Source organism: Streptomyces cyaneofuscatus (genome assembly GCF_033109485.1).
GTDB lineage: Bacteria > Actinomycetota > Actinomycetes > Streptomycetales > Streptomycetaceae > Streptomyces > Streptomyces cyaneofuscatus.
Window position 1 is genome coordinate 4,435,524 of the sequence record NZ_CP137002.1, and the last position, 19,931, is coordinate 4,455,454.

General features: G+C 70.2%; 20 protein-coding genes and 1 tRNA gene. 10 read left to right on the plus strand and 11 right to left on the minus strand.

The genetic code is table 11. The features are described 5' to 3' along the window. Positions 1-57: 57 nt before the first annotated feature. On the minus strand, positions 58-864 hold the full coding sequence (locus tag R2B67_RS19590; RefSeq protein ID WP_317819851.1) for an SGNH/GDSL hydrolase family protein: 807 nt from the start codon (positions 862-864) through the stop codon (positions 58-60). 864 nt (positions 865-1,728) lie between these two features. Here R2B67_RS19590 and R2B67_RS19595 point away from each other — a divergent pair. Beyond that, the gene (locus tag R2B67_RS19595) at positions 1,729-2,061 is read left to right on the plus strand and encodes a transcriptional regulator (RefSeq protein WP_317819852.1); all 333 of its coding nucleotides are present in this window, start codon (positions 1,729-1,731) and stop codon (positions 2,059-2,061) included. A gap of 115 nt (positions 2,062-2,176) precedes the next feature. Here R2B67_RS19595 and R2B67_RS19600 read toward each other — a convergent pair. Together R2B67_RS19600 and R2B67_RS19605 are read right to left on the minus strand one after the other, a co-directional pair. After that, positions 2,177-2,250 (minus strand) — tRNA-Pro (locus tag R2B67_RS19600). Between the two features lie 122 nt (positions 2,251-2,372). After that, entirely contained in the window at positions 2,373-3,311 is a 939-nt protein-coding gene (locus R2B67_RS19605) for a metallophosphoesterase (RefSeq protein WP_317819854.1), read from the minus strand. Positions 3,312-3,390: 79 nt separating this feature from the next. Here R2B67_RS19605 and R2B67_RS19610 point away from each other — a divergent pair, with 79 nt between their 5' ends. After that, positions 3,391-3,855 (plus strand): GatB/YqeY domain-containing protein, encoded by a 465-nt coding sequence (locus R2B67_RS19610; RefSeq protein WP_317819855.1) that lies wholly within the window; start codon positions 3,391-3,393, stop codon positions 3,853-3,855. A gap of 83 nt (positions 3,856-3,938) precedes the next feature. On the opposite strand, the gene R2B67_RS19615 is transcribed toward R2B67_RS19610, so the two are convergent. Next, complete coding sequence (locus tag R2B67_RS19615) at positions 3,939-6,170, minus strand: transglycosylase domain-containing protein (protein ID WP_317819857.1); 2,232 nt, start codon at positions 6,168-6,170, stop codon at positions 3,939-3,941. A 571-nt stretch (positions 6,171-6,741) separates the two neighbouring features. Between R2B67_RS19615 and R2B67_RS19620 the strand changes: the two genes are divergently transcribed. After that, a complete protein-coding gene (locus tag R2B67_RS19620) occupies positions 6,742-7,092 on the plus strand; it encodes a WhiB family transcriptional regulator (protein ID WP_317819858.1) in 351 nt (116 codons plus the stop codon). 34 nt (positions 7,093-7,126) lie between these two features. On the opposite strand, the gene R2B67_RS19625 is transcribed toward R2B67_RS19620, so the two are convergent. Beyond that, entirely contained in the window at positions 7,127-8,557 is a 1,431-nt protein-coding gene (locus R2B67_RS19625; protein ID WP_317819859.1) for an ATPase BagB, read from the minus strand. Next, positions 8,554-9,528: an ATPase BagA gene (locus R2B67_RS19630; RefSeq protein WP_317819860.1), complete on the minus strand. Its 975-nt coding sequence runs from the start codon at positions 9,526-9,528 to the stop codon at positions 8,554-8,556. Before R2B67_RS19630 ends, R2B67_RS19625 begins: the two co-directional genes overlap by 4 nt. Positions 9,529-9,600: 72 nt before the next feature. On the opposite strand from R2B67_RS19630, the gene R2B67_RS19635 reads away from it, so the two are divergent. The 4 genes from R2B67_RS19635 to R2B67_RS19650 all read left to right on the plus strand — a co-directional run bounded on the left by R2B67_RS19635 (position 9,601) and on the right by R2B67_RS19650 (position 12,205). Next, the gene (locus R2B67_RS19635) at positions 9,601-9,759 is read left to right on the plus strand and encodes a Sp36 family protein (RefSeq protein ID WP_003967454.1); all 159 of its coding nucleotides are present in this window, start codon (positions 9,601-9,603) and stop codon (positions 9,757-9,759) included. After that, on the plus strand, positions 9,759-10,229 hold the full coding sequence (locus R2B67_RS19640) for a RidA family protein (RefSeq protein WP_018514204.1): 471 nt from the start codon (positions 9,759-9,761) through the stop codon (positions 10,227-10,229). Before R2B67_RS19635 ends, R2B67_RS19640 begins: the two co-directional genes overlap by 1 nt. Positions 10,230-10,445: 216 nt before the next feature. Continuing rightward, positions 10,446-11,378: an NUDIX hydrolase gene (locus R2B67_RS19645; RefSeq protein WP_317819869.1), complete on the plus strand. Its 933-nt coding sequence runs from the start codon at positions 10,446-10,448 to the stop codon at positions 11,376-11,378. After that, positions 11,375-12,205 (plus strand): MBL fold metallo-hydrolase, encoded by an 831-nt coding sequence (locus R2B67_RS19650; protein ID WP_317819870.1) that lies wholly within the window; start codon positions 11,375-11,377, stop codon positions 12,203-12,205. Before R2B67_RS19645 ends, R2B67_RS19650 begins: the two co-directional genes overlap by 4 nt. A gap of 96 nt (positions 12,206-12,301) precedes the next feature. Here R2B67_RS19650 and R2B67_RS19655 read toward each other — a convergent pair whose 3' ends face one another. Next, positions 12,302-12,976, minus strand: a complete 675-nt coding sequence (locus R2B67_RS19655; RefSeq protein WP_003967450.1) for a Crp/Fnr family transcriptional regulator — start codon at positions 12,974-12,976, stop codon at positions 12,302-12,304. 453 nt (positions 12,977-13,429) lie between these two features. Here R2B67_RS19655 and nth point away from each other — a divergent pair, with 453 nt between their 5' ends. The 3 genes from nth (at position 13,430) to R2B67_RS19670 (ending at position 16,386) form a co-directional block, all read left to right on the plus strand. Further along, on the plus strand, positions 13,430-14,176 hold the full coding sequence (gene nth / locus R2B67_RS19660; protein WP_381074631.1) for an endonuclease III: 747 nt from the start codon (positions 13,430-13,432) through the stop codon (positions 14,174-14,176). 136 nt (positions 14,177-14,312) lie between these two features. Continuing rightward, positions 14,313-15,089 (plus strand): NUDIX hydrolase, encoded by a 777-nt coding sequence (locus tag R2B67_RS19665; RefSeq protein WP_381074620.1) that lies wholly within the window; start codon positions 14,313-14,315, stop codon positions 15,087-15,089. A gap of 91 nt (positions 15,090-15,180) precedes the next feature. Beyond that, entirely contained in the window at positions 15,181-16,386 is a 1,206-nt protein-coding gene (locus R2B67_RS19670) for a MarP family serine protease (RefSeq protein ID WP_076967212.1), read from the plus strand. A 121-nt stretch (positions 16,387-16,507) separates the two neighbouring features. Here the strand turns inward: R2B67_RS19670 and R2B67_RS19675 are convergent, their stop codons facing one another. From R2B67_RS19675 to nhaA, 4 genes are all read right to left on the minus strand, one after another. Then, positions 16,508-16,726 (minus strand): hypothetical protein, encoded by a 219-nt coding sequence (locus R2B67_RS19675; protein WP_317819874.1) that lies wholly within the window; start codon positions 16,724-16,726, stop codon positions 16,508-16,510. Positions 16,727-16,841: 115 nt separating this feature from the next. After that, entirely contained in the window at positions 16,842-17,816 is a 975-nt protein-coding gene (locus R2B67_RS19680; protein WP_018514210.1) for an alpha/beta fold hydrolase, read from the minus strand. Further along, positions 17,813-18,349 carry a phage holin family protein gene (locus tag R2B67_RS19685; RefSeq protein ID WP_317819876.1) on the minus strand — a complete coding sequence of 179 codons (537 nt, stop codon included), beginning with the start codon at positions 18,347-18,349 and terminating at the stop codon, positions 17,813-17,815. The genes R2B67_RS19680 and R2B67_RS19685 overlap by 4 nt, the downstream gene beginning before the upstream one ends. Before the next feature lie 40 nt (positions 18,350-18,389). Then, complete coding sequence (gene nhaA, locus R2B67_RS19690; RefSeq protein ID WP_317819878.1) at positions 18,390-19,829, minus strand: Na+/H+ antiporter NhaA; 1,440 nt, start codon at positions 19,827-19,829, stop codon at positions 18,390-18,392. Between the last annotated feature and the right edge of the window lie 102 nt (positions 19,830-19,931).

Genomic DNA, 19,931 nt, shown 5'->3' on the forward strand with positions numbered 1-19,931 from the left:
CCCCGGATCACCGGTGAACCGCCTCCACACAGAAACAGAAACAGGAACAGCCCTCCGCTAAACCACAGACCGGAAGGCGGGCAGATAGCCACCCGACTGCCCGGCGGCGGTGGGGTGGTACGAGTTCTGGACGGGCACGGTCACGCTGTGGAGCCAGGCGTCGCCGGAGCACAGCTCATGCCCGGTGAACTCGTCGACCACGCTGGAAAAGGTGAAGCCGGCATCGGCGGCCCGCTTGGCGAGGACCCCGTTCAGCACGTCCGACGCATCGTTGATCGCGGCCCGCTCGGCCTCGGTGAGCCCCGCGATGCAGCTGCCGGAGAGCTGGTAGAAGCGCGGATACCCGAGGACGACGACCTGGGCGGAGGGCGCCCCGGAGCGGATACCGGCGTACAGCGAGTCGAGGCTGCCGGGAAGGGAGTTGTTCATCTCGGCGACAGCGGCGTTCACGCTGCTGATACAGGTGGCCTCGCTCCCCAGCACGCAGTCCTGCATGACATCGGCGAACCCGACGTCGTTGCCTCCGGCCGTAACGCTGACCAGTGCGGTGGACGCGTCGAGCGCGCCCAGCTGACCACTGGCGACGGAAGAGGTGGTCGCCCCCGAGCAGGCGACGAAGGTGAACGAGGTGGGGGAGTTCGCCGCCGCCCACAGCTGCGGGTAGGCGTTGGCGCTGCGACGGCAGTCGCCGCTGTCGGGGAGGTAGTCCCCGGCGCCGACACCGGAGGAGTAGGAGTCGCCGAGCGCGACATAACCGCCCGCGGCGGCGGAGTCCGCCGCGACGGCGGTCCCGGCAACACCGAGAGCGGCCACGGCGGCGAGTGCGAGAGTGGATAGGGATGCCCAGAACCGACGTACGGACATGGCTGCCGACCTTCGAAGTGTGGGGGTGGGTGGGGGGTTGAAGGTGCGATGCAGTGTCTAGCAGCTCGTGGTACCCACCGGTAATGCCCACGCAAGAAGTCGTCTGATATGACCGGATGGTCGTCGGGCGGGTGATGCTCCGCGCGTAGATGAACCCTTAACTCCGTGGAGAAACAGGCGAGTTGAAGGAAAGGTTGTGCGTCCACGCGCACATGGCCGGCGGCGGTTCAAACCCATTCGCAGCGGCGAGGGGCAGCTATGGCCGACGGCGTTTTCATCCGGACGGCCCAAAGCGACGACCGCCCCGCTCCTGCTGCGGCACTCCTTCTGCGGTTCTGCGACAGAAAGTACCTGCCGTGGTGGGCGGTGGTTCGTTTTACTTTCCAATATGGAAAGTGACTTGCCCTCGCCGACCTCTTCAGGGCTGCCCGACGCCGAGGCGGCTCGTCGCGCGCTGGGTGAAGTGGCCACCTCCATGGCGCGCGTCGCTGACAGTGTGTCGAGCCCCTGGTGGTTCCACAGCGGCCTCGGGCTCGCCTTCGCGCTCGCCTGCGCGGCCATCAGCCTGCGGTGGACCGACTGGGCCATGGGGGCCATTCGTCCTGGCGGTCCTGGGGCTCGGCTGGGGTATCAGGCGGACCAGCGGCGTCACCTTCGACCGCTATACGAGCACCTCCGACGCGGCCAGGCACTTCGGGGCGTACCTGCTGGCCTGCCTGGTGCTCGCGTCCTCCGGCATGACGCTGGAGTGGGGCTTCGACGTCCGCTGGGCCATCGCCGGCGCGGGCTTGGTCGCCGGTGTGGCACCGTGGTGATGGGGCACCGCGTCGACGCGACCGTACGCCGGGAACGGCGGGCGGGCCGGTGACCGAACCCCGCTACGACGCGGTGATCCACGCGCCGAACCGGCTGCAGATCTGCGCCATGCTGGCGGCCGTCGACAGCATGGTGTTCTCCCGGGTGCGCGAGAGCCTCGGGGTGAGCGATTCCGTCCTCAGCAAGCACCTCAAAGTGCTGGAGGGGGCGGGATACGTGGAGGTGACCAGGGCGCGGGGGGCGTCGTACCCGCGTACCTGGATCGCGCTCACCCGTGACGGCCGACGGGCCCTGGCGGGGCACATCTCGGAGCTCCGCCGCATCATCGACCTCGCGGACGCCCCTTCGGGAGGTGAGAGGAAGACTCCACCGCCCGACTGACCGTTTCCGACCGGCAGAGTTATCGGCTCCCAAACGGTTCCCAAGAGGCCCCCGGAAACCACTCAGGGGCCTGATCCACTAAGTGGATCAGGCCCCTGACCTGGTGTTTCAGCTGTCGGGGTGGCGGGATTTGAACCCACGACCTCTTCGTCCCGAACGAAGCGCGCTGCCAAGCTGCGCTACACCCCGATGTCCACCGGTCTCCCGGCGACATCGATTACTTTAGCCCACCTGCGGCCGGAGGCGAAATCCGCTTTCTCCGGCCCCCAGCCCGCCCCCCCCAGCCCGGCCCCCAGCCCCGGCTGTGCCCCTCATTCCCGCCCCACCAGCGTCAGCAGCGTGACCTCGGGCGGGCAGGCGAAGCGGACCGGGGTGTAGCGGTTGGTGCCGCAGCCTGCGGAGACGTGGAGGTAGGCGCGGTGGTCGCCTGCCGTGTGGGTGGACAGGCCCTTGACCCGGTCGGTGTCCAGGTCGCAGTTGGTGACCAGGGCCCCGTAGAAGGGGATGCACAGCTGGCCGCCGTGTGTGTGGCCCGCCAGGATCAGGGGGTAGCCGTCGGCCGTGAAGGCGTCCAGGGAGCGCAGGTACGGGGCGTGGACCACGCCGATGGAGAGGTCGGCGCCGGTTTCCGGGCCGCCCTGGACCTCGGCGTAGCGGTCGCGCTTGATGTGCGGGTCGTCCAGGCCCGTGAACGCGATCTCCGTGCCGTCCAGCTTGAGCCGGCCCCGGGTGTTCGTCAGGTTCAGCCAGCCCGCCTCGTCGAAGGCGTCGCGCATCGGCTCCCACGGGTTGTGCACGACGCCGACCGCGGGCTCGTTGCCGTTGAGGCCGTGCTTGCCCTGGATCTTCTCCAGGAGGTAGCGGCCCGGGTTGCGCAGCTTGGGCCCGTAGTAGTCGTTGGAGCCGAAGACGTACACCCCCGGGAACTCCATCAGCGGCCCGAGCGCGTCCAGCACCTCGGGCACCGCCTCCGGGTCGGAGAGGTTGTCGCCCGTGTTCACCACGAAGTCCGGGCGCAGGCCTGCCAGCGACTGGAGCCAGGCGCGCTTCTTGCGCTGGCCGCTCACCATGTGGATGTCGGACACCTGGAGGACGCGCAACGGACGTGCGCCGTGCGGGAGTACGGGAACGGTGACCCGCCGCAGGCGGAACGAGCGGGCCTCGAATCCGGCGGCGTAGGCGAGGCCGGCGGCGCCGACCGCCGCACCGACTGCCGTGACTTTCAGGGGTACTCCGTAGCGTGCGCGCATGTGTCCATCGTCGCAGACACGGTGCCTGGAGCGGAAAACCGGAGGGCGGCGGGCACCCCGCACCTGTCACAATCACGGCATGACCACGCTCAAGTCCAAGCTCAAGGAAGACCTCCACACGGCCATGAAGGCGCGTGACGAGCTGACCTCGTCCACCCTTCGGCTCACCCTCACCGCGATCACCAAGGAAGAGGTCAGCGGCAAGTCGGCGCGCGAGCTCTCCGACGACGAGGTGCAGAAGGTGATCGCCAAGGAGGCGAAGAAGCGCCGCGAGGCGGCCGAGGCGTTCGCCCAGGGCGGCCGGACCGAGCAGGCGGAGCGGGAGAAGGCGGAGGGCGAGCTGCTGGACGGCTACCTCCCCAAGCAGCTCTCCGACGACGAGCTGAACGCGATCGTGGCGTCCGCCGTCGAGGAGGCGAAGGCCGGCGGGGCCGAGGGTCCGCGCGCCATGGGCGCCGTCATGAAGATCGTCAACCCCAAGGTGGCGGGCCTCGCCGAGGGCGGCCGGGTCGCCGCCGCGGTGAAGAAGCTCCTCGCGGGCTGAGCCCCGTACAGGCGTGAAAAAGGGGGGCGCCCCGGCCGATCATCGGCCGGGGCGCCCCCCTTCGTGCGAGTCGTACGAGCAGGTCAGGGGCCGGACCTGCCGCCGCCCTGCTGGTCGCCGCCACCGCCGCCGATCAGGCCGCCCGGGAGCTGGATGCCGGGCCGGTCGCGGCCGGGCTTGCCGTCCTCGCGGTCCTCGTCGCCGTCGCGGTCGCCGTCCTCCTTCTCCTTGTCCTCCTTGACCTTCGCCCGGGGGACGGAGACGGGGTTGAACGTCGGAGTCTCGGCGGCGTTGAGCGCGCCGGTCATGGCGATCCGCCAGATCGGTCCGGGCAGGCAGCCGCCGCAGACCTTGTCGTAGTACTGGCCGCCGATGGTGACGTTGAACATCGAGCTCTTCTCGCCGACGTCGTCACCGACCCACACCGCGGTGGAGAGGTTCGGCGTGTACCCGACGAACCAGGCGTCCTTGCGGTCGTTCGTCGTACCGGTCTTGCCCGCGTTGTCCCGGTCGCTCAGACCGGCCTGCGTACCGGTGCCGTCCTCGACGACGCCCTTGAGCATCTGGTTGATGGTGTCCGCGGTGTTCTCGCTCATCGCCCGCGAGCACTTCGTCTGCGGGACCTTGAGCTTCTTGCCGTTCGGGTCGGTGATCGACTCGATGGCGATCGGCGTGCAGTACGTGCCCCGGTTGGCGAACCCGGCGTACGCGGCGGCCATGGAGAGCGGGGTGCTCACCTCACTGCCGAGGGTGATCGAGGGGGCCTCCACGATCTTCTTGCCGTCCCCGCGCTCGTAGCCGAGCTTCTTCGCCATCTCCACGGTCTCGCAGAGGCCGGCCTTCTGCTCCAGCAGCGCGAAGTAGGTGTTGATGGACTTGCCGAGCGCGCTGGTCATGTCCCAGGAGCCCTTCTCGGACTCCAGCTCGTTCTGCAGGGGCCAGTCCGCGTAGCCCGCCGGGGAGCCGGTGCAGTTGCGGAAGTCCTGCTCCTTGAGGGTCATCTTCCAGTCCGTCGAGAACGACGTCGCCGGGGTGATGCCCTTCTCCAGCGCCGCCGCCGCGGTGAACGGCTTGAACGTCGAGCCGACCTGGAATCCGTACGTGCTGCCGCCCATCTTGTTGCTGACGGCGAGGTTGAGCATGGTCTCGTTCTGCTTCTGGTCCAGGCCGTACGGGCGGGACTGGCCCATGGAGAGGATCTTGCCGCTGCCCGGCTGCACCTGCACCACGGAGGCCGCGAACTTGTCGTCCTTGTTGACCCTTGCGGTCGCGGCCTCGTTGGCGGCCTGCTGGGCGCGCGGGTCGAGCGTGGTCCGGACGGTGAGCCCGCCGAGGTTCCAGAGCTTGGAGCGCTCCTCCTCGGTCTTGCCGAACGCCGGGTCGGTCAGGATCGTCTTGCGTACGTAGTCGCAGAAGAACCCGGAGCCGCTGACGGCCGTGATGCAGCCGTTCTTCGGCTTGCTGACCTTCAGCTTGATCGGCGTCTCCATGGCCTTGTCGGCCTCGGCCTGGGTGATGGCGCGGGTGGCGGCCATCCGGGTCAGCACGGTGTTACGGCGCTTGGTGGCCTCTTCCGTGTCGTTGACCGGGTCGTAGCGGGTCGGCGACTGGACGATGCCGGCGAGCAGCGCGGCCTCCTCCACCTTCAGGTCCTTGGCGTGCTTGGAGAAGTACCGCTGGGAGGCGGCCTCGACGCCGTACGCCTGCTGGCCGAAGAACGTGATGTTGAGGTAGTTCTCCAGGATCTTCTTCTTGCCGAGCTCTTCCTCGACCTGGATCGCGTACTTCAGCTCACGGACCTTGCGGCCGAGCGTCTGCTGGGTGGCCTGCGCGACCTTCTCCTGGTCGTCGCCGGCCTCCTCGACGAAAACGTTCTTCACGTACTGCTGGGTGAGGGTCGACGCGCCCTGCGCGGTCCCGCCCGTCTGTACGTTGCGGTTCATCGCGCGCAGGATGCCCTTGAGGTCGACCGCCCCGTGCTCGTAGAAGCGGGAGTCCTCGATCGCGATGATCGCGTCCTGCATGTACGGGGAGATGTCCTTGAGCGGGACCACGGTGCGGTCGCGCGAGTACACCGTCGCGATCGCGCCGCCGTCGCGGTCCAGGATCGTGGTCCGCTGGCTGAGCGGCGGAGTCTTCAGGTTGGAGGGGATCTCGTCGAACCCTTCGACCGTCCCCTTGGCGGCGAGCCCCAACGCTCCGGCTGCGGGCAGCGCGATGCCTGCCAGGACTGCTCCGGAGAGTGCGGCGACACCGAGGAACTTGGCGGCCTGCTGGGTCGTGGTGAGACCCCCGCCCGAGCGCTTCTTTGGCATGGGGGCAGCCTAATCCGTAGTTATGAGCGTTCTGTAGGAACGGGGGCCTCTCGGAGCGTTCGCGTACCAGACCGTGACATCCGGATGCGGACGGGCTCGCGCCCCCGGTGTACAGAAAGGCACGGCGAACGGGCACACCCCCATGAGGCGCCTACGTTCTCATTCGCCGGACAGGCGGACAGGCCTTGGCCTAAGCTGCTCTCAACTGTCACAGCAGTCCGGTTCCGTATCAACCCCCCTGCAACCCCATGCACCTCTTCTGGTCATTCTTCTCCCGGCCGACGCACAGGTGATTCGCACATCCCGGCGCTCCCGAATTCGCCCCGTGTGTCACTGAACGTCCGTTGCCATTCGGGTGTGCTGTCCCGTTTTCGCGGAGTTAGTCGCGCATGTCTTCCCCTCACTCCCCTGGGTGATCTGCCGCATACGCATAGTCCGTTCGGACCATTCAAGATTGGGCCCGAAGGGGGTGTTGTGCTGTCCCCACCTTCCGTAACGTCCTCAACTGGCAGCGGTGAATATGCCGCTACCGCCGTGGGGGAGCCTCGATTCGGGAGAGGACGGCGCCGGCATGGGCTGGGTAACCGACTGGAGTGCGCAGGCAGCCTGCCGCACTACCGATCCGGATGAACTGTTCGTACAAGGGGCAGCGCAGAACAGGGCCAAGGCGGTGTGCACCGGATGCCCGGTGCGGACCGAGTGCCTGGCCGACGCGCTGGACAATCGCGTCGAGTTCGGCGTGTGGGGCGGAATGACGGAGCGGGAGCGCCGCGCACTGCTGCGCCGCCGGCCCACCGTCACGTCCTGGCGCCGCTTGCTGGAGACCGCACGCAGTGAGTACGAGCGGTCCACCGGCATCATGCCCGCGGTGATCGGGCTGGAGGACGACGAACTGCACGAGACGTACGCGGCTGTGGGCTAGGGCGCTGCGGGAGGTCTACGCAGTTCCGGGAGGTCTACGTCGCTCCGGCCGGAGCCGGGGCGGAACCGGAGGCCAGGCGGTCGCCGATGGCCCGCAGCCCGTCCAGGTCGTGCACGTCGCCGGGCAGTGCGGCCACCGCGGTCACCAGGACCTCGGGGTGCAGCTCGATGAAGCGGTCGCGGGTGTGCTGTTCCCGCGCGACGACCTGCATGCGCTCGGCGTGCAGACGCAGCAGACCTGCCGTCAGTTCGTCGATGTCCACAGGGACTTCGGCGGTGGAGTCCGTCGTGCCCTTCGCATGCGGCTCGGGCTGGTTCGCGTGGCTGTTGCTCTGGCTGTGTGCGTTGGCCTGGGCGTCTTCTTCGGTGTTCTCGGGGTCGTGCTCGTGCTTGTGTTCGGGGGAGAGCTGCGTCGTGCCGGCTTCGGGGGCGGTGACCACAGGGTCGGGGGCCTCCGGGTCACCAAGGCCAGCCTTCCCGGCCGCCTGATCCACAATGCGGGCGTCGTCAAGATTTTCTGCGGCGGTCAGCGCCTGCTCGGCGGAGAGCCGGGCGGCCTCGCTGCCGTGCGCCCGGTTGAGGACGAGACCGGCCAGCGGCATGTCCTCCGCCGCCAGCCGCTCCACGAAGTACGCGGCCTCGCGCAGTGCGTCCCGCTCCGGGGTCGCGACCACGAGGAAGGCCGTACCGGGGGCCTGGAGCAGTTTGTACGTGGCGTCCGCCCGGCTGCGGAAGCCGCCGAACATGGTGTCCATCGCGGCGACGAACGTCTGCACGTCCCGGAGGAACTGGCCGCCGAGCAGCTTGCCCAGGGTCCCGGTCATCATCGACATACCGACATTGAGGAACTTCATCCCGGCCCGGCCGCCCACCTTCGCGGGCGCCATCAGCAGCCGGATGAACTTCCCGTCCAGGAACGAGCCGAGCCGCTTCGGCGCGTCCAGGAAGTCCAGCGCGGAGCGCGAGGGAGGGGTGTCGACGATGATCAGGTCCCACTCGTCGCGCGCCCGCAGCTGCCCGAGCTTCTCCATCGCCATGTACTCCTGCGTACCGGCGAAGCCGGCCGACAGGGACTGGTAGAAGGGGTTCTCCAGGATCGCGCGTGCCCTTTCCGCGTCCGCGTGCGCCTCCACGGTCTCGTCGAAGGTCCGCTTCATGTCGAGCATCATGGCGTGCAGTTCGCCGTCGCCCGCGATGCCGTCGACCCGGCGCGGGACGTTGTCCAGCTGGTCGATGCCCATGGACTGCGCGAGCCGGCGGGCCGGGTCGATGGTGAGGACGACGACCTTCCGGCCGCGCTCGGCCGCCCGTACGCCGAGGGCGGCGGCCGTCGTGGTCTTGCCGACGCCGCCGGAGCCGCAGCAGACGATGATCCGGATGCCCGGATCGTCGAGCAGCGCGTCGGTGTCCAGCCCGGGGGCCGCCCCGAGGGCCGGCTCCGGGATGTGGTCCGTGGCCTGCGTCATGCGTCCGCCCCTTCCCCTACGCCCTGTTTACGGAGCTCCGTGGCCAGGTCGTGCAGTGCGGCGAGGTCCACCCCGTCGCCGACCAGCGGCAGCTCGGCGGTCGGCAGGCCGAGCCCGGCCAGGACGGCACGCTGCTCGCGCTCCAGGCCGACGCGCTGGGCATGTTCGGAGGCCTGCTCGATAAGGGGCCGTACGAGGGCGGCGGAGCCGGTCACCCCGGCGCGGGTCAGCGCCTTGGCGATCTCCTTGCGGCGGCCGGTCGCGCCGGTGCGCAGGGTCTCCTCGTCGACCAGGTGCGGGCGCACCATGTTCACGATGACGCGGCCCACGGGGAGGTCGGCGGCGCGCAGTTCGGCGATGCCGTCCGCGGTCTCCTGGACCGGCATCTCCTCCAGCAGGGTCACCAGGTGGACGGCGGTCTGCGGGGACTTCAGGACCCGCATCACGGCCTGGGCCTGGTTGTGTATCGGGCCGATCCTGGCCAGCCCCGCGACCTCGTCGTTGACGTTCAGGAAGCGCGTGATGCGGCCGGTGGGCGGGGCGTCCATGATCACGTAGTCGTAGACGAACCGGCCCTGCTTGTCCTTGCGGCGTACGGCCTCGCAGGCCTTGCCGGTCAGCAGGACGTCCCGGACCCCGGGCGCGATGGTGGTGGCGAAGTCGATCGCGCCGAGCTTCTTGAGCGCCCGGCCCGCGCCGCCGAGCTTGTAGAACATCTGGAGGTAGTCGAGGAGCGCCTGCTCGGCGTCGATCGCCAGCGCGTGCACCTCGCCGCCGCCCGGCACGACGGCGATTTTGCGCTCCTCATAGGGCAACGCGTCGGCACCGAAGAGCTGCGCGATGCCCTGTCTGCCCTCGACCTCGACGAGGAGGGTACGCCTGCCCTCGGTCGCGAGGGCGAGCGCGAGGGCGGCGGCGACCGTGGTCTTACCGGTACCACCCTTGCCGCTGACGACCTGGAACCTGCTCACGTATTCGAGCCTAACCAGTCAGGCCCCGGCCTACGCACGGGACCGGACGTGCCAGGCGTTACAGTCAGGCCCATGACCAAGTGGGAATACGCGACCGTGCCCCTTCTCGTGCACGCGACCAAGCAGATTCTGGACACCTGGGGCGAGGACGGCTGGGAGCTGGTCCAGGTCGTTCCCGGCCCGAACAACCCCGAGCAGCTCGTGGCCTACCTGAAGCGGGAGAAGGCCTAGTGGCGGGCGCCGTCGAGGCTCAGCTCGCCGAGCTCGGCCTGACCCTGCCCGCCGTCGTGCCGCCGCTGGCCTCGTACCAGCCGGCAGTGCAGTCCGGGGTGTACGTGTACACCTCCGGCCAGCTCCCGATGGTGGACGGCAAGCTCGCCGTCACCGGCAAGGTCGGCGCCGAGGTCACGCCGGACGAGGCGAAGGAGCTCGCGAAGACCTGCGCGCTCAACGCCCTGGCCGCCGTGAAGTCGGTCGCCGGTGACCTGGACCGGATCAAGCGCGTCGTGAAGGTCGTGGGCTTCGTCGCCTCGGCCTCCGACTTCACCGGGCAGCCCGCCGTGATCAACGGTGCGAGCGAGCTGCTGGGCGCGGTCCTGGGCGACAAGGGGGTGCACGCACGCAGCGCCGTGGGCGTCGCCGTGCTGCCGCTGGACGCCCCGGTGGAGGTCGAGGTCCAGGTCGAGCTCGTCGACGCCTGAGGGCCCCTTCCCGTACGCGCCTGAGGGCCCCTTGCCGTACGTCCTTCTCGTACGCTCTCCGATCCCGCCCGGTCCCCGCGACCGGGCGGGATCGCGTGTGTGACGGGCGGATGGTGGGTGCGGCGGGCACGATCGGGTGTGTACGGGGCATGTCGGGTCCCTGTGATGATCACGGAGCCTCTCGAACATCGACGCGGTTCCGGATAGCCTCCGGCCATGTCCCAAGGTCAGTGGTACCCCCCGGAATGGCCCGAGCGGATCCGGGCGCTCGCCGCCGGTGAGCTGACGGCCGTGGCACCCCGGCGGGCGGCCACCGTGATGCTGCTCCGCGATCCGGGGCCCCAGGGCGCGACGCCCGGCCCTGTGGTGCACATGCTGCGCCGGCGGACCTCCATGGCGTTCGCCGGAGGCGCGTACGCCTATCCGGGTGGCGGTGTCGATCCGCGCGACGACGACCGGCTGATCGGGTGGGCCGGGCCCTCGCTGGAGCACTGGGCCGCCCGGCTCGGCGTGGCGTCGGTCACCGAGGCGCAGGCCATCGTCTGTGCGGCGGTCCGCGAGACCTTCGAGGAGGCGGGCGTCCTGCTCGCCGGGGAGAGTGCCGGGACGGTGGTCGGCGATACGACCGGGGCCGACTGGGAGGCCGACCGGGAGGCGCTGGTCGCCCGCGATCTGTCCTTCGCGGAGTTCCTGGACCGGCGCGGGCTGCTGCTCCGCTCGGACCTGCTGGGCGCCTGGGCGCGCTGGATCACCCCGGAGTTCGAACCGCGGCGGTACGACACCTGGTTCTTCGTCGCCGCGCTCCCCGAGGGGCAGCGCACCCGGGCCGTCTCCACGGAGGCGGACCGTACGGTGTGGATCGCCCCGGCCGAGGCGGCCCGCCGCTACGACCTGGGCGAGCTGCTGATGATGCCGCCCACCGTGTCGACGCTGCGGGCCCTGACGCCGTTCAGGACGGCCGCCGAGGCGCTCGGGGCGGCGGACGTCCAGGACATGACTCCCGTACTCGCGCAGGCCCGTCTGGAGGGGGATGAGCTGGTGCTGAGCTGGCCGGGGCACGACGAGTTCACCAAGCACGTACCGACGGCGGGCGGGATGTCCACGGCGGGCGAGGGCTCCAAGGCGGGCGAGAGCGGGGGTGCGGCATGAGCGACGCAGCCGCCCTCCCGGGACAGCCGCGCGGAATCGTGGCCTCCGGGCCCGCGACCGCCCGTACGGTCAACGTCCTCGCACCGAACCCGTCCGCGATGACGCTCGACGGCACGAACACCTGGATCGTCGCGGAGCCCGGCTCCGATCTCGCCGTCGTCATCGACCCGGGGCCCCTCGATGACGGACACCTGAGGGCCGTGATCGACGCGGTGGAGCGGTCGGGGCGACGCGTGGCCCTTACTTTGCTCACGCACGGCCATCCTGATCACGCGGAGGGCGCGGGGCGGTTCGCCGAGCTGACGCGGACGAACGTACGGGCCCTGGATCCGGCGCTGCGGCTGGGGGACGAGGGCCTCGGGGCGGGCGATGTGATCACCACCGGCGGCCTGGAGCTGCGCGTGGTCCCGACGCCGGGCCACACCGCCGACTCGCTCTCGTTCCATCTGCCCGCCGACCGGGCGGTGCTGACGGGCGACACGATCCTGGGCCGCGGTACGACGGTGGTCGCGCACCCGGACGGGCGGCTCGGCGACTACCTGGACTCGCTGCGGCGGCTGCGCTCGCTGACGGTCGACGACGGCGTGCACACGGTGCTGCCGGGCCACGGGCCGGTCCTGGAGGACGCGCAGGGGGCCGTGGAGTTCTACCTGGCCCACCGCGCGCACCGGCTGGCCCAGGTCGAGACGGCGGTCGAGGCGGGCCACCGTACGCCGTCGGACGTGGTGGCCCGGGTCTACGCCGACGTGGACCGCTCCCTGTGGCCGGCCGCCGAGCTGTCGGTACGGGCCCAGCTGGAGTACCTCGCGGGGCACGGGCTCATCTAGGGCGGCCGTGTGAACGTAAAGGACCCCGCGTCGGCCGGAGTGCATCCGGTCGGCGCGGGGCCTCAGTACGTTCAGCAGGTCACATCACGCGACGGGTCAGCGCGAGCGCTTCGCGAGGCGCTCCACGTCCAGCAGGATGACCGCGCGGGCCTCCAGGCGCAGCCAGCCACGGCCCGCGAAGTCCGCGAGGGCCTTGTTGACCGTCTCGCGGGAGGCGCCGACCAGCTGGGCCAGCTCCTCCTGGGTGAGGTCGTGCACGACGTGGATGCCTTCCTCCGACTGGACGCCGAAGCGGCGCGACAGGTCCAGGAGGGCGCGGGCGACACGGCCCGGCACATCGGAGAAGACCAGGTCGGACATCTGGTCGTTGGTCTTGCGCAGGCGCCGGGCGACCGCGCGCAGCAGCGCGGTGGCGACCTCGGGCCGGGCGTTGAGCCAGGGCTGCAGGTCGCCGTGGCCGAGGCCGAGGAGCTTGACCTCGGTCAGCGCGGAGGCGGTCGCCGTACGCGGGCCGGGGTCGAAGAGCGAGAGCTCACCGATCAGCTCGCCGGGACCGAGCACGGCCAGCATGTTCTCGCGCCCGTCGGGCGAGGTGCGGTGGAGCTTCACCTTGCCCTCGGTGACCACGTACAGGCGGTCACCCTGGTCGCCCTCGTGGAAAAGCGCGTCGCCGCGCGCGAGGGTCACCTCACTCATCGAGGCGCGGAGCTCCGCGGCCTGCTCATCATCGAGCGCCGCGAAAAGCGGGGCGCGCCGCAGAACGTCGTCCACGAGTTCTCTCCTTGTCGGCCTGTTCAGGGAACCGTGGTCCCCATCATGCCGGACGGTAAAACAGTGCGATCAATCACAAACCAGTTTGACGCACGGGCGTGCCGGTCCCTACGGCAGGGGGCCGATCGGGGGTGGATACGCGGTGACCGGGGCGGTTGTCAGTGGCTGGCTCTAGGCTGGCCGGGTGTCCAGAATGCCGGGGAGTACACGGGCCGAGGGGGCTGATGGGGTGTCGGGAAGGCCTGATTCCGCTGTGGGCGAACACTCCCCGGTTCGCCCGGAGAGTGCCGCAAATGGCTCTCCGGAGGGCCCGGGAAAGCGGTCCGTGAGATGGCCAGGAGGCCCGCAGTGACATCGTCGAAGACCGGAACCGCAGCCAAGGCACCCAAGGCGCCCAAGGCACCCAAGACACCCAAGGCGCCCAAGATCCCCAAGGGCGAGTCGCACCTCGCGCTGGTCCGCCGCGCCCGCCGCATCAACCGGGAGCTTGCCGAGGTCTATCCGTACGCCCACCCCGAGCTGGACTTCCGGAACCCCTTCGAGCTGCTCGTCGCCACGGTCCTCTCCGCCCAGACCACCGACCTGAGGGTCAACCAGACCACCCCCGCGCTCTTCGCCGCCTATCCGACGCCCGAGGACATGGCGGCGGCCGATCCGGAGGAGATGGAGGAGCTGATCCGGCCGACCGGCTTCTTCCGGGCCAAGACCAAGTCGCTCCTCGGCCTCTCCGCCGCCCTGCGGGACGACTTCGGCGGCGAGGTCCCCGGCCGCCTGGAGGACCTGGTCAAGCTCCCCGGCGTCGGCCGCAAGACCGCCAACGTGGTGCTGGGCAACGCCTTCGGGGTCCCCGGCATCACCGTGGACACGCACTTCGGCCGTCTGGTCCGGCGCTGGAAGTGGACGGACGAGGAGGACCCGGTGAAGGTCGAGGCGGTGATCGCCGACATCTTCCCGAAGAGCGAGTGGACGATGCTCTCGCACCGGGTGATCTTCCACGGCCGCCGTATCTGCCACGCTCGGAAACCGGCCTGCGGCGCCTGCCCCATCGCGCCGCTCTGTCCTTCGTACGGTGAAGGGGAGACCGACCCCGAGAAGGCCAGGAAGCTGCTGAAGTACGAGATGGGCGGCTATCCGGGCCAGCGGCTCAGTCCGCCCCCCGACTTCCCGGGCAAGCCCGCTCCCGCGCTCGGGGCCGTCTGAGGGAGTGCGGCATCGAGCACGCTCCCGGCGAACCACGGCGAACCACGGCGCATCACGGCGCACCACGACGAACCACGGAATGGCTCGGAACGAAATGGCCGACGACAGGCGTTGTGAAACCAGGGCAACGAGGGGGGTGCCGGTGACACACACGCACACGCACACGCGCACGGATGCGGACGCAGTCGCGGACGCAGTCGTAGACACCGACGCGGACGCGGACACCCGCGCGGCGCTCGACCGCGCGGCGGTCGACGTGACCACCGCGGGCCTGCCCGCCTGGCTCGACCCCGTGGCCCAGGCCGCCCGCAGCGTCCGCCCGCAGCAGCTCAGCCGCTTCCTGCCGCCCGAGAGCGGGGCGGGCAGGCAGTCCGCCGTGCTGATCCTCTTCGGCGAAGGGGCGCGCGGCCCCGAGCTGCTGCTGATGGAGCGCGCCGGCACCCTGCGCTCGCACCCCGGCCAGCCGTCCTTCCCCGGCGGCTCCCTCGACCCCGACGACGGCGACCAGGCCACCACCGGGCCGCTGCGCGCCGCGCTGCGCGAGGCCGAGGAGGAGACCGGCCTCGACCCCCGGGGCGTCCAGCTCTTCGGCGTGCTGCCCCGGCTGTACATCCCCGTCAGCAGCTTCGTCGTGACGCCCGTCCTCGGCTGGTGGCGTGCGCCCAGCCCGGTCGGGGTGGTCGATCCGGCCGAGACGGCCCGGGTCTTCACCGTTCCCGTGGCGGATCTCACGGACCCGGCCAACCGGGCCACGGCCGTCCATCCGAGCGGCCACAGCGGCCCGGCCTTCCTGGTCGAATCGGCCCTGGTCTGGGGATTCACGGCCGGAGTGATCGACCGGATCGTGCACTACGCGGGCTGGGAACGCCCGTGGGACCGGGCCAGACAGGTGCCGCTCGACTGGCGCGCATGACACGCTGGCTGTCCTGCTGCGCTGTACCGGGCCCGGCCCGGACCCCGTCACCCCCGACGGGCCAGGTGACGAAACTGCGAGGCTATTGACGGTGAACGTGCTGGACATCCTGCTGCTGCTCGCCGCCGTATGGTTCGCGGTCATCGGCTACCGACAGGGTTTCGTCGTCGGCATCCTGTCGGTGATCGGCTTCCTCGGGGGCGGTCTCGTCGCCGTCTATCTGCTGCCGATCATCTGGGACCGGGTGACCGAGGGGGCGGAGGTCTCCACCGCGACCGCCATCGGCGCGGTCGTCATCGTCATCGTCTGCGCCTCGATCGGCCAGGCCTTCACCACCCACCTGGGCAACAAGCTCCGCAGATACATCACCTGGTCGCCCGCCCGCGCGCTGGACGCCACCGGCGGCGCCCTGGTGAACGTGGTGGCCATGCTGCTGGTCGCCTGGCTGATCGCCCTGCCGCTGGCCCGTACCTCGCTGCCGACCCTCGGCAAGGAGGTCCGCAACTCCTCGGTCCTCCTCGGGATCTCCCGGGTGATGCCCCAACAGCCGCCGCCCTGGTTCCAGGACTTCTCCTCCGTCCTCGCGCAGAACGGCTTCCCGCAGGTCTTCAGCCCCTTCGCCAACGAGCCGATCACCGAGGTCAAGCCCCCGGACCCGGCCTTGGTGGGCAGCCCGGTCGCCGCCCGCGCCAAGAAGTCGATCGTCAAGGTCGTCGGTACGGCCCCGAGCTGCGGCAAGGTCCTCGAAGGCACGGGCTTCGTCTTCTCCGGCCGCCGGGTGATGACCAACGCCCACGTCGTGGGCGGCGTCAGCGAGCCGACCGTCCAGATCGGCGGCGAGGGCCGGCTCTACGACGCCAAGGTGGTCCTCTACGACTGGCAGCGCGACATCGCGGTCCTGGACGTCCCCGACCTCAGGGCCACGCCCCTGGAGTTCACCGGCCCGAACGACGACGCGCAGAGCGGCGACAGCGCGATCGTCGCCGGCTTCCCGGAGAACGGCGCCTACGACGTCCGCTCCGCCCGCGTCCGCGCCCGTATCGACGCCAACGGCCCCGACATCTACCAGCGGGGCACCGTCCTGCGCGACGTCTACTCCCTCTACGCGACCGTGCGCCAGGGCAACTCCGGCGGCCCGCTGCTCACTCCGGACGGCAAGGTGTACGGAGTGGTGTTCGCCAAATCGCTCGACGACCCGGACACCGGATACGCGCTGACGGCCGACGAGATCCGCGAGGACATCGAGATCGGCCGCACGGCCAACCAACAGGTCGACAGCCAGGGCTGCGCCCTCTGAGGCGGCCCAGGCCCTGAAAGCCCCCCGCCCTGAAAGCCCCCAGCCCTGAAAGACCCCCGCCGGTCAGCACACGCGGATCGGCGGGGGGCGGGGTTGTCAGGAGATGGCGATACCGGAGAGATCAGCTACGGGGGTGGCGCAGCCGCGCAGAGACCCAGCGGGCCCGACGGCGGAGGATGCGCGAGATCCCGAGGCGGTGATTCCCGATCCGGTGATGATGAAGGTCCTGCACTTGGTGCACCCGGCCCAGGGGGCCGCCCCCCTCATGAGTGCTCGCACCGGCTGTCGCGGTGGAGCGGCGGTTGCGTGCTTCGTCAGTGAAGTCGTGCGTCCAGCCCATACCCCGACGTCTGCCCGTGACCCAAGGTCGGTAATCGTGCGCGAGTCAGCCAATTGGCTTATGCGGCAGGCAAGTGGCTGTTCGTCGCACGGCTGTGCCCCTGGCGGGTGCGCGGCTACCGGTCGGGCTCGGGATCCTTGAGCCAGTTGATGAGTTCGGTGGAGAAGGCGATCGGATCCTCCTCGTGGGGGAAGTGACCGACACCGTCGAAAAGTCGCCACCGGTAGGGCGCCTCGACGTACTCGCCGGACCCCGCCGAACTCCGGGTCCGGACCGCCGGATCGAGTGATCCGTGCAGGTGCAGGGTGGGCACGCGCACGGGCCGCTTCATCCGCCGGTTGAACTGGACCCCGTCCGGACGCGCCATCGAGCGGACCATCCAGCGGTACGGCTCGATCGAGCAGTGCGCCGTCGAGGGGATGCTCATCGCCCGCCGGTAGACGGCCAGGGTCTCCTCGTCGGGGAACTCCGGCGTGCGGGGCCCGGCCCAGTCCTGGACCAGCCGGCCCACCAGGGCGGCGTCGTCCGCGACGAGCTGACGCTCCGGCAGCCAGGGGCGCTGGAAACCCCAGATGTACGAGCCTGCCCGCGACTGCGCGAAGTCGGACAGCATCGAGGAGCGCCAGCGGCGCGGGTGGGGCATGGACGAGACGGCGAGCCGGCGCACCAGCTTGGGCCGCATCACGGCGGCCGTCCAGGCGAGGTAGCCGCCCAGGTCGTGGCCGACCAGGGCCGCGTCCGGCTCGCCGAGGGAGCGGATCACCCCGGTGACGTCGAGAGCCAGGTTGGCGGGGTCGTAACCGCGCGGTGTCCGGTCACTGCCGCCCACCCCGCGCAGGTCCATCGCGACGGCCCGGAAGCCCGCGTCGGCGAGCGCGGGCAGCTGGTGGCGCCAGGTCCACCAGAACTGCGGGAACCCGTGCAGCAGGAGGACCAGCGGCCCCTCGCCCATCTCGGCGATGTGGAACCGTGCGCCGTTGGCCGCCACGTCGCGGTGGGTCCAGGGGCCGTCGAGCCGTACGGGGCCTCCGGCGCCGGCCGGGCTCGCCGAGCCCGCCGGACCGGATGCGCTGGAATCGGGAACCGTCATGTGGACGAGCGTGCCACAGCGGAGGGCTTGTCCTTACCCGCCGGCAGGGCCTCCACGCCCGTACCGGCCGCGAGGCTGGAGCCGGAGCGCCGGAGGATCGCGTCGGCCTCGATGGCCGGGCGGGGGTGCGGCTTCGCCTTCTGCAGGACGGCGGCGGTCTGCTTGGCGGAGGCGATGGACTTCTCCGGCGGCTTGATCTTCTTGAACTTCCGCAGGCCGATGAACCCGATCAGGGCGGCCAGCAGGATGAAGGCGCCGGCCACGATCAGGAACGACCACGCCAGGCCGAGCCCCAGGTTGTGGATGCCGTACGCGGCCGCGAAGCTCAGCATCGGCATCGTGAAGAGGAGCAGCACCCCCGCCGCGATGAACGCCGCGCTGCCGATCGCCCCGCGCTTGACGTCCTGGCGTACCTCCGCCTTCGCCAGGGCGATCTCGTCGTGCACCAGCGCGGACATCTCGGCCGTCGCCGCGGCGACCAACTGCCCGATGCTGCGGTCCGCGCTGCCCACGTAGTTGCCGGGGTCGCTCATCCCTGACTCCCTCTCCGTCTTCGACACACCTGATGTCAGATCATGCCGGACTGTCCGGCTCGTTGCGCGTTGCCCCCGCCTGTTGGGCGCGACGGCGGTGTTCGGCCGCCTTCTTCTCGTAGATCGCGGCCATCCGCAGGTGGTACCCCGGATCGTCCTGTTCATAGACGTCCGGCACCCCGGAGCCGTCCTCATCCAGCTCTTCGGCGTCGAGGAGGGCACGGTACTTGCGGACGCGTATCCGGAGCAGTACGCAGGCGAGAAGGGCCGCGGTCAGCGAACCGATGAGCACGGCGGCCTTGATCTCGTTGGTCATCTCGGTGTCGTCCGTGAACGCCAGCTCACCGATCAGGAGGGAGACGGTGAAGCCGATGCCCGCCAGGGACGCGAGAGCGAGTACGTCGGCCCAGGCCAGGTCCTTGTTCAGCTCGGCCTTGGTGAAGCGAGCCGCGAGGTAGGTGCCGCCGAAGATGCCGATGGTCTTACCCACGACGAGGCCCAGCACGACGCCGAGGGTCTCGGACCGGGTGAAGACGCCTGCCAGCGCCTCGCCGTTCATGGAGACCCCTGCCGCGAACAGGGCGAACAGCGGTACGGCGACCCCGGCCGAGATCGGCCGGACCAGATGCTCGATGTGCTCCCCGGGCGAGTGGGATTCGCCCTCCCGGCGGGTGCAGCGCAGCATCAGGCCCATCGCGACACCGGCGATGGTGGCGTGGACGCCGCTGTTGTACATCAGGGCCCAGATCGTCAGCGCCAGGGGCACGTACACGTACCAGCCGCGGACCTCGAAGCGCAGCAGCAGGTAGAAGACGACCAGGCCGGCGACTGCCCCGCCCAGAGCCAGGAAGTTCAGGTCCGACGTGAAGAAGACGGCGATGATCAGGATGGCGAAGAGGTCGTCGACGACGGCCAGGGTGAGGAGGAAGGCGCGCAGCGCCGACGGCAGCGAGGTGCCGATCACCGCGAGGACGGCGAGGGCGAAGGCGATGTCCGTGGCGGTGGGCACGGCCCAGCCGGCGAGTGAACCGCCGCCGATGACCACCGTAAGGGTGTAGACCAGGGCGGGTGCCGCCATGCCGCAGAGGGCCGCCACCACGGGCAGGGCGGCTGCCTTCGGGTCCCGCAATTCGCCGGCCACCAGTTCCCGCTTCAGCTCGACGCCTGCCACGAAGAAGAAGATCGCGAGCATTCCGTCCGCGGCCCAGTGCGCCACGGAGAGGTCCAGTCCGAGGAAGCCGGGCCCGAAGTGGAAGTCACTGACCGCTTCGTACGAGCTGCCGAAGGTGTTGGCCCAGATGAGTGCCGCGACGGCGGCCACCAGGAGCAGGACACCGCCGACGGTCTCGGTGCGGAGCGCGTCGGCCAGATAGGTGCGCTCGGGGAGAGGGAGCCTGCCGAGCAGGGTGCGCCCGGGCGGCGTGGGCGGGGCAGGGGTGGGCGGTGCCACGAGGGGGAACCTCCGGTTGGGGAACGGCATGATGCCATGGTTGATGACCCTGCCGACCAGACTTCCCGGCGCCCCTGTGAGATTCTTTCGCCCCTACGGCGGTGTCGTGTCGCTACGACGTCGCAGGTGGCA